Origin of the sequence: Methylobacterium tarhaniae (genome assembly GCF_001043955.1) — a bacterium.
Taxonomy (GTDB): domain Bacteria; phylum Pseudomonadota; class Alphaproteobacteria; order Rhizobiales; family Beijerinckiaceae; genus Methylobacterium; species Methylobacterium tarhaniae.
On sequence record NZ_LABZ01000037.1, the window covers coordinates 92602 to 98999 of the forward strand.

General features: G+C 73.9%; 8 protein-coding genes and 1 pseudogene. 5 read left to right on the forward strand and 4 right to left on the reverse strand.

Going from position 1 to position 6398, the window contains the following annotated elements:
• The first annotated feature begins 31 nt into the window (after window positions 1-31).
• Both VQ03_RS06930 and VQ03_RS06935 read left to right on the forward strand, forming a co-directional pair.
• A complete protein-coding gene (locus tag VQ03_RS06930) occupies window positions 32-736 on the forward strand; it encodes a ribonuclease activity regulator RraA (RefSeq protein ID WP_048450138.1) in 705 nt (234 codons plus the stop codon).
• Between the two features lie 27 nt (window positions 737-763).
• A complete protein-coding gene (locus tag VQ03_RS06935; RefSeq protein WP_048450139.1) occupies window positions 764-1567 on the forward strand; it encodes a YdcF family protein in 804 nt (267 codons plus the stop codon).
• Here the strand turns inward: VQ03_RS06935 and VQ03_RS06940 are convergent.
• From VQ03_RS06940 to VQ03_RS06955, 4 genes are all read right to left on the reverse strand, one after another.
• Window positions 1537-1836, reverse strand: a complete 300-nt coding sequence (locus tag VQ03_RS06940) for a DUF3253 domain-containing protein (protein WP_208605481.1) — start codon at window positions 1834-1836, stop codon at window positions 1537-1539. The genes VQ03_RS06935 and VQ03_RS06940 overlap by 31 nt on opposite strands.
• Window positions 1826-2533, reverse strand: a complete 708-nt coding sequence (locus VQ03_RS06945) for a DUF599 domain-containing protein (RefSeq protein WP_048450141.1) — start codon at window positions 2531-2533, stop codon at window positions 1826-1828. The genes VQ03_RS06940 and VQ03_RS06945 overlap by 11 nt, the downstream gene beginning before the upstream one ends.
• Window positions 2534-2544: 11 nt before the next feature.
• Window positions 2545-2841 (reverse strand): acylphosphatase, encoded by a 297-nt coding sequence (locus tag VQ03_RS06950; protein ID WP_048450142.1) that lies wholly within the window; start codon window positions 2839-2841, stop codon window positions 2545-2547.
• Window positions 2842-2925: 84 nt separating this feature from the next.
• Window positions 2926-3336 (reverse strand): hypothetical protein, encoded by a 411-nt coding sequence (locus tag VQ03_RS06955; RefSeq protein WP_048450143.1) that lies wholly within the window; start codon window positions 3334-3336, stop codon window positions 2926-2928.
• Between the two features lie 266 nt (window positions 3337-3602).
• Here VQ03_RS06955 and VQ03_RS06960 point away from each other — a divergent pair, with 266 nt between their 5' ends.
• The 3 genes and pseudogenes from VQ03_RS06960 to VQ03_RS06970 all read left to right on the forward strand — a co-directional run.
• Complete coding sequence (locus tag VQ03_RS06960) at window positions 3603-3914, forward strand: hypothetical protein (protein ID WP_048450144.1); 312 nt, start codon at window positions 3603-3605, stop codon at window positions 3912-3914.
• Window positions 3915-3923: 9 nt separating this feature from the next.
• Window positions 3924-5858: an AAA family ATPase gene (locus VQ03_RS06965; RefSeq protein ID WP_048450145.1), complete on the forward strand. Its 1935-nt coding sequence runs from the start codon at window positions 3924-3926 to the stop codon at window positions 5856-5858.
• Window positions 5855-6398, forward strand: a pseudogene (locus VQ03_RS06970) (hypothetical protein); the annotation flags it as partial. The gene VQ03_RS06965 and the pseudogene VQ03_RS06970, both read left to right, overlap by 4 nt.

Genomic DNA, 6398 nt, shown 5'->3' on the forward strand with positions numbered 1-6398 from the left:
CGTCCGATTTTCCCATGCCCCCGAAGGCCCGATGCCGCTCGACAAGACGCTCCTCGACGCCCTGCAGGCCGTCACCACCGCCACCCTCACCACCGTGCTCCTGAAGAAGGGCATCCGCCGCTGCTGGATGCGCGGGCCGATGCCGCGCTTCGCCGCCGGGCAGCGGGTGGTCGGCCCGGCCTTCACCCTGCGCTTCGTGCCGGCCCGCGAGGACCTGGCGACCCCCGAATCCTGGTCGAGCCCGACCTCGACCCGCGCGGCGATCGAGGCGATGCCCGAGGGCTGCATCGCGGTGGTCGATGCGATGGGGGTGCAGGATGCCGGCATCTTCGGCGACATCCTGTGCGCCCGGATGAAGAAGCGCGGCGTCGCGGCGCTCGTCACCGACGGCGTCGTGCGCGACGGCGAGGGCGTCGACGGCACCGGCCTGCCCGTCTGGTGCTCCGGCGTCGCGGCCCCGGCCTCGGTGTCGGGCCTGACCTTCGTCGGCTGGGGCGAGCCGGTCGGCTGCGGCGGCGTCGCGGTCTATCCCGACGACATCGTGGTGGCCGATGGCGACGGCGCGGTGCTGATCCCGGCGGCTTTGGCCGAGGAGGTGGCGCTCGCCGCCGTCGAGCAGGAGCGCCTCGAACTCTGGATCATGCGCGAGGTCGACAAGGGTCTGCCCCTGCCGGGCCTCTACCCGCCGAACGCCGAGACCCGCGCCCGCTACGAGGCGGAGACGGCTAAGGCCTGAACCCTCGCCTGAGCCGGGATCCTCCCGGTGTTCTTCGTGCTCTCGAAGGTGCTGTGGTTCCTCACGGCACCGTCGAACCTGCTCCTGCTCCTGGTTCTCGCCGGGGCAGGGCTCGCGGGTTCAAGACTCTCCTTGCGCTGGCGGCGCCTCGGCCTCGGCCTCGTCGCCACCGCCGGCCTCATTCTCCTGGTCGGCGGCGTCTCGCCGCTGGCCTCCCTGGTCTTCGGCCCGCTCGAGAACCGCTTCCCGGAATTCCGCGACGACGGCGTGCCGGTCACCGGCATCGTGGTTCTGGGCGGCGCAGTCGAGACCGGGCTGTCATCCGCCCGCGACCAGCTCGTCGTCAACGATGCCGGCGAGCGCATGATCGCGCTCGGCGACCTCGCGCGGCGCTACCCTAAGGCCACGCTCGTCTTCGCCGGGGGCTCCGGCCGGCTCACCGGCGACGGCGCGGTGTCCGAATCCGCGGTTCTGCGCCGCCACGCCGCGTCGCTCGGCGTCCCGCCGGAGCGGATCACCTACGACGACCGCTCCCGCAACACCCACGAGAACGCCGCCTTCAGCGCCGAACTGGTCAAGCCGAAGCCGGGCGAGCGCTGGCTCCTCGTCACCTCGGCCTGGCACATGCCGCGGGCGATGGGCTGCTTCCGGCGCGCCGGCTTCACGGTCACGGCCTATCCGGTCGATTACCGCACCGGCCCCGGCGCCGTCGCGCTCCATTCGACGGCCGGGGACGGCCTGTTCGAGCTGGACGTCGCGGCGCGCGAATGGCTCGGCCTCCTGGCCTACCGGGCCTCGGGCTACACGGAATCGGTGTTTCCGGGACCATGATCGGCGGAGCGCGGCAACGAGAGCCGGTAGACGCCGCGAAAGTCGTCCGGATCCGCCACCACCTTGCCCTTGCGCAGGATCGCGATGCGGCCCTGCTTCATCAGCCGCACCGCCTGGCGCCGGACCGGCTGCATCAGGGGGCCCCAGCCGTCCGGGTGGGGGCCTCCCAGGGCCCGGGCGACCTCGGAGGGGCAGACCGTCTTGTCGGGCCCGCGATCGGTGACGAGGCGCACCAGGGTGAGTTCGATCTCGTAATCGTCAGGGATCATCGTAATCCTGCAGGGCCCGGCGGGCGTCGGAGGCGAACTGGCGCTGCCACATCACGGTGAGCACCATCGCGGTGGTGGCGAACAGCACGGTGGCGCTGACGAACCACCCGAGATAGGCCAGCGCGAAGAAGAACGCACGCTGCCCGCGGTTGAAATGGCCGCCCGCCACCACGTTCATGGCCGCCGCCCGCCGCGCCGCGCGCTCGATCCGGACCGGGTCGCCCTCCCGCGGCGGCACCGCGCCGATCAGGATGGCGCCGTAATTGAACAGCCGGTAGGCCCAGGCGAACTTGAAGAAGGCGTAGACGAAGATCAGGGCGAGGCCCGCCACCTTGATCTCCCACACCGTCCGGGTCATCGGCGCGCCGAAGGGCAGGGTGGAGAACAGGGTCAGGGCGTCGTCGGCGGAGCGCGACAGGGTGAGGGCGCTGCCCAAGGCGATCAGCGCCGTCGAGGCGAAGAAGGCGGTGCCGTTCTGGAGCGAGGCGTTGATGGTGGTGTCGACCACCCGGTTCTCGCGCACGATCTGCTGGTCGGCCCAGGCGTGGCGGTAGCGGTTCATCATGCCGTTGAGGCTGCGCTTGCCGCCGGACAGATGCTCGACCGCGTAGGAATAGCCCCACCAGGCCGAGAGGAAGCAGAGGAGGGCCGCGAGGTCGAGGAGCGAGAAGCTGCTGAAGCCCAGATCCGGGTGCATGCCGGACCTCGTCAGGCGGTCGGCAGGATCTGAACGCCGCGCATCGGCGCGGGCTGCGGCTCGGCGTCGCGATCACGGACCGCGAGATCCTGCACCCGCGCCCCGGGCGGGCCCTGGCGACAGGCCTCGATCACCGCCGCGACAGCCTCCTCCGGCCCCGCGAGGACGGCTTCCACGCTGCCGTCGTGCCGGTTGCGCACGGTGCCGGAGAGGCCGCGCGCCTCCGCGACGCCCTTGGTCCAGGCCCGGTAGCCGACGCCCTGGACCCGGCCCCAGACGATGATCTCCACGCTGCGGTGCCCGCTCACGACCGTCCACTCCCCGCATACCCGTGGAGGCGGGCTCTAGAGCATTTCCGGGCGCCAGGGGAGAGTGTTCGCGGGGAAGAGCCGTCAGGCGCTCGCCGCCACCAGCGGGCGGACCGAGACGCTCGTGCGCGGCGCGGGCGCCCGGAAGCGCACGAGCTCGCCGAGCGGCACGAAGGCGTCCGGCGCGGCGCCGCCGACCCGGGTGCCGAAGCCCAGCGCGAAGGAGAGGGTGAGCTTGCGGTCGGGCGCGATGCCGAAGGCGTCGAGGGCGGCGGAGAACGCCTCGCGGAAGCTGCGCACGCCGCACCAGCTCTTCTCCGAGAGGTGGAGCGGCCATTCCCAGTAGCCGTCCGGCCGCCGGGCGTTCAGGCTGTCGCGGTCGATGAAGTAGCCGGTCTCCCGGTGCTCCAGGCCGTCCGCGTGGAGGCGCCAGTCCCGGTTCTCGAACAGCGGGGCAGCCTCGGCCGCTTCGTCGTCCAGGCGGGTGGTCTCCATGCGGGTCTCCCAAGGTTCCGCCGCGACGCCGCGCCGCCTCCCGGACCGGCTCGTCGTGTGGAACATTTCCGGAACACTGGGCTGATTTGCACAGGTCGTCAACAGGGATCGATGAACATTTCTCGAAGGCCGGCGCGTTGCCAAAGCGGGGGCGGAATGCCACCTCGCTCTCTGGACGATCCGGCGCATGCGCGCCGGCGCCCGGCCGGGCCTGCCGGGCGTCCGCATGCAGCTGCGGCCGTCCGGAGATGAACGCGAGGAGCCAGATGGAGCGCAGCCGCAAGGGACAGGAGCCGGGGCCCGACCTCGAGGCCCTGCGCCGCCTCGAGGCGCTGCAGCCGGCCTATGAGCGCCTGCGCGCCGACCGGATCCGGGCCGAGAGCGACGTCGAGCGCCTGACCGCCGAGCTGGCCGCCGCCCGGGCCCAGGCCCGCGAGGAGCTGGGCACCGACGACGAGGCCGAGATCCGCCGGATGATCGATGAGGCCAGGGCCGAGAATGCCCGCCGGGTCGAGGCCTTCGCGCAGGCCCTGCGATCGGTCCAGGTCCGCCTCGACGCCCTCGATGCGGGCCGCTGAGACGCGCCCGTGACCCCGGCCGACATCCAGGACGCGCTGACCCGCGCCGACCGCCTGCTCTCCCGCCTGGAGGCGACCCGCGACGGCGACCGCAAGGCCCTCGCGACGAAGACCAGGGCGGTGGCCGCCGCCAAGGGACGGCTCGCCCAGCGCGACGCCGTCGACACCTACCTGCGCGAGTTGCAGCAGGACGCCAACCGGCGCAGCGTCGCGACCTTCGAGACCCTGCTCACCGCCCTCGTCCAGGAGGTGTTGCCCGGCGAGAAGCCGGTGCGCCTGGACCTGACCACCGAGCGCGGCCTGCCGGCCCTCGACATCGCGGTCGAGCGCCCGGATGGCGGCCGCGAGGACGTGCTGGAGGACAATGGCGGCGCGATGACCAACGTGGTCGGCATGGCGCTCCGCCTGATCGCGGTGGTGAAGGCCGGCGTCGGCCGCTTCCTCGCCCTCGACGAGGCCGATTGCTGGATCGCGCCGGACCGCGTGCCGGCCTTCTACCGGGTGCTCGACGACGGCGCCGCCCGGCTCGGTGTGCAGTGCCTGGCGATCTCCCACCACGACGTGGCCGGGTTCGATGCCGGCCTGACGGTCAGCCGGATCGCCGGGCGGCCCGGGACCGGGGTCGCGATCGAGGGGCCGGCGGCGTCCTGCGCGGCGCAGTGGCGCCCTGAGATGCCGGGCTTCCGCTTCATCCGCCTCATCGACGTCCAGGGCTTCGCCGACGCGACCCTGCCGCTCTCGCCCGGGGTCAACGCCCTGGTCGGGCCGAACAACCACGGCAAGTCGACGGTGATCCGGGCCTTGCGGGCGGTGTTCTACGGCGAGGTGCGCGACAGCCTGGTGCGGGCGGGGGCGAGCGCGGGCCGGGTCGAGATCGGCGTCGCCGGGGGCCGGGTGCTCCGCTACGTGCGCCAGCCGAAGCGCACGCCGGTCAACCTGTGGTCGCTGCACGAGGCGGACGGGTCGCTGGTACAGGAGAACGGCACGACCTTCGAGACCGGCGGCCGCGACGTGCCGGCATGGGTCGAGCGGCTCTACGGCATCACCCGGGTCGAGGAGCTCGACGTCCACGTCGCGCACCAGAAATTCCCGGTCTTCCTCCTCGGCGAGAAGCCGGCGCGGCGCTCGGCGGTGCTGTCGATCGGCCGCGAGGCCGGGCTGATCCGCGACATGCAGGCGTTGCAGCGCGAGCGGGTCACCGAGGACCAGCGCACGATCCGCGAGGGCGAGCGCGAGATCGCCCGCCTGCGCGAGACCCTGGCCGCCCTCGACGGGCTCGACGCCCTGGCGGAGACGCTGCACGGGCTGCACGACCAGGCCGGCGCCCTCGCGGCCGAGGCGGCGCGCCTGCGCGACCGGTCGGCCCTGGCCGAGCGCCTCGCCCGCGCCTCCCGCCTCGCGGCCGGCGCCGCCGCCCGGGCGCGCGCCTTGGCGGACCTGCCGGGGCCGGAGGTCGGGGCCGAGCTGGGGCGCAGCCTCGCCGAGGCGCGCAACCGCGAGGCCCTGGGCCGACGGGTGCTCGCCGCCGCCACGGATCTCGCCGTGGCACGGGGCAGGGTGGCGGCGCTGGCGGACCTGCCGCCGGAGGCGCCGTCCCCTCAGGACTCGGCGCAGGCCGCCGCCCACGTCGCCCGGCTGCGCCGCCTGAGAGCCGGCCTCGCGGAGGCGGAAGAGCGGGCGGCGGCCCTGCGCGACCTCCCGGCACCGCCCGCGCTCCGGCCGGACGCCGCGGCGACGCGCCAGCGCCTCGCCGAGATCGGTCGCCGCCTCGCCGAGGCGGAAGACCGGAAGGCGGCGGCCCGGGACGGCCTTGCCGCCGCGGAGGCCGAGATGGCGGAGGTTCTGGCCTCGACCGGCGGACGCTGCCCCGCCTGCGGCACGCCCGCCGCGCCCGCCGCCCTCCTCGCCGGCCACCGCCACGCCCGGGCGGGGGAGGCGGCATGATCCTCGGACGCGAGCGGCTCGACGCCGCGCCGGTGTCGTGCGCCGGCCTCCTCGTCATCGGCGACCCCCACGTCTCGTCCCGCCGGCCGGGCCGGCGCAAGGATCCCGACTGGCCGGCGCCGGTTCTGGCCAAGCTCGAGCATTGCGTGGCGCTCGCCAACGGCCGCGACCTCGCGCCCCTGCTCCTCGGCGACCTGTTCGAGCGGCCGGTGGAGCCGGACGAGAGCCTGAAGTCGCGCCTGATCCGGATCCTCAAGGGGTTCCGGCACCGGCCGCTCGCCAATGTCGGCAACCACGACATCCGCCACACCCGCCTCTCCGACGGCGACAGCCTGGCGATGCTGGCGGTGAGCGACGTCCTCGACGCCGTGCCGGAATCCGGCCCGGCGGCGCATTACGCCGTGCAGGAGCGCCTGATCGGCCTCGGCGCCACGCCCTTCGGGCAGGCGATCCCGTCCGACGCGCGCGGGCTCTTCCCGGGGGCCGACCACACGATCTGGCTCACCCATCACGATCTCGCCTTCGGGGCAGGCTATCCCG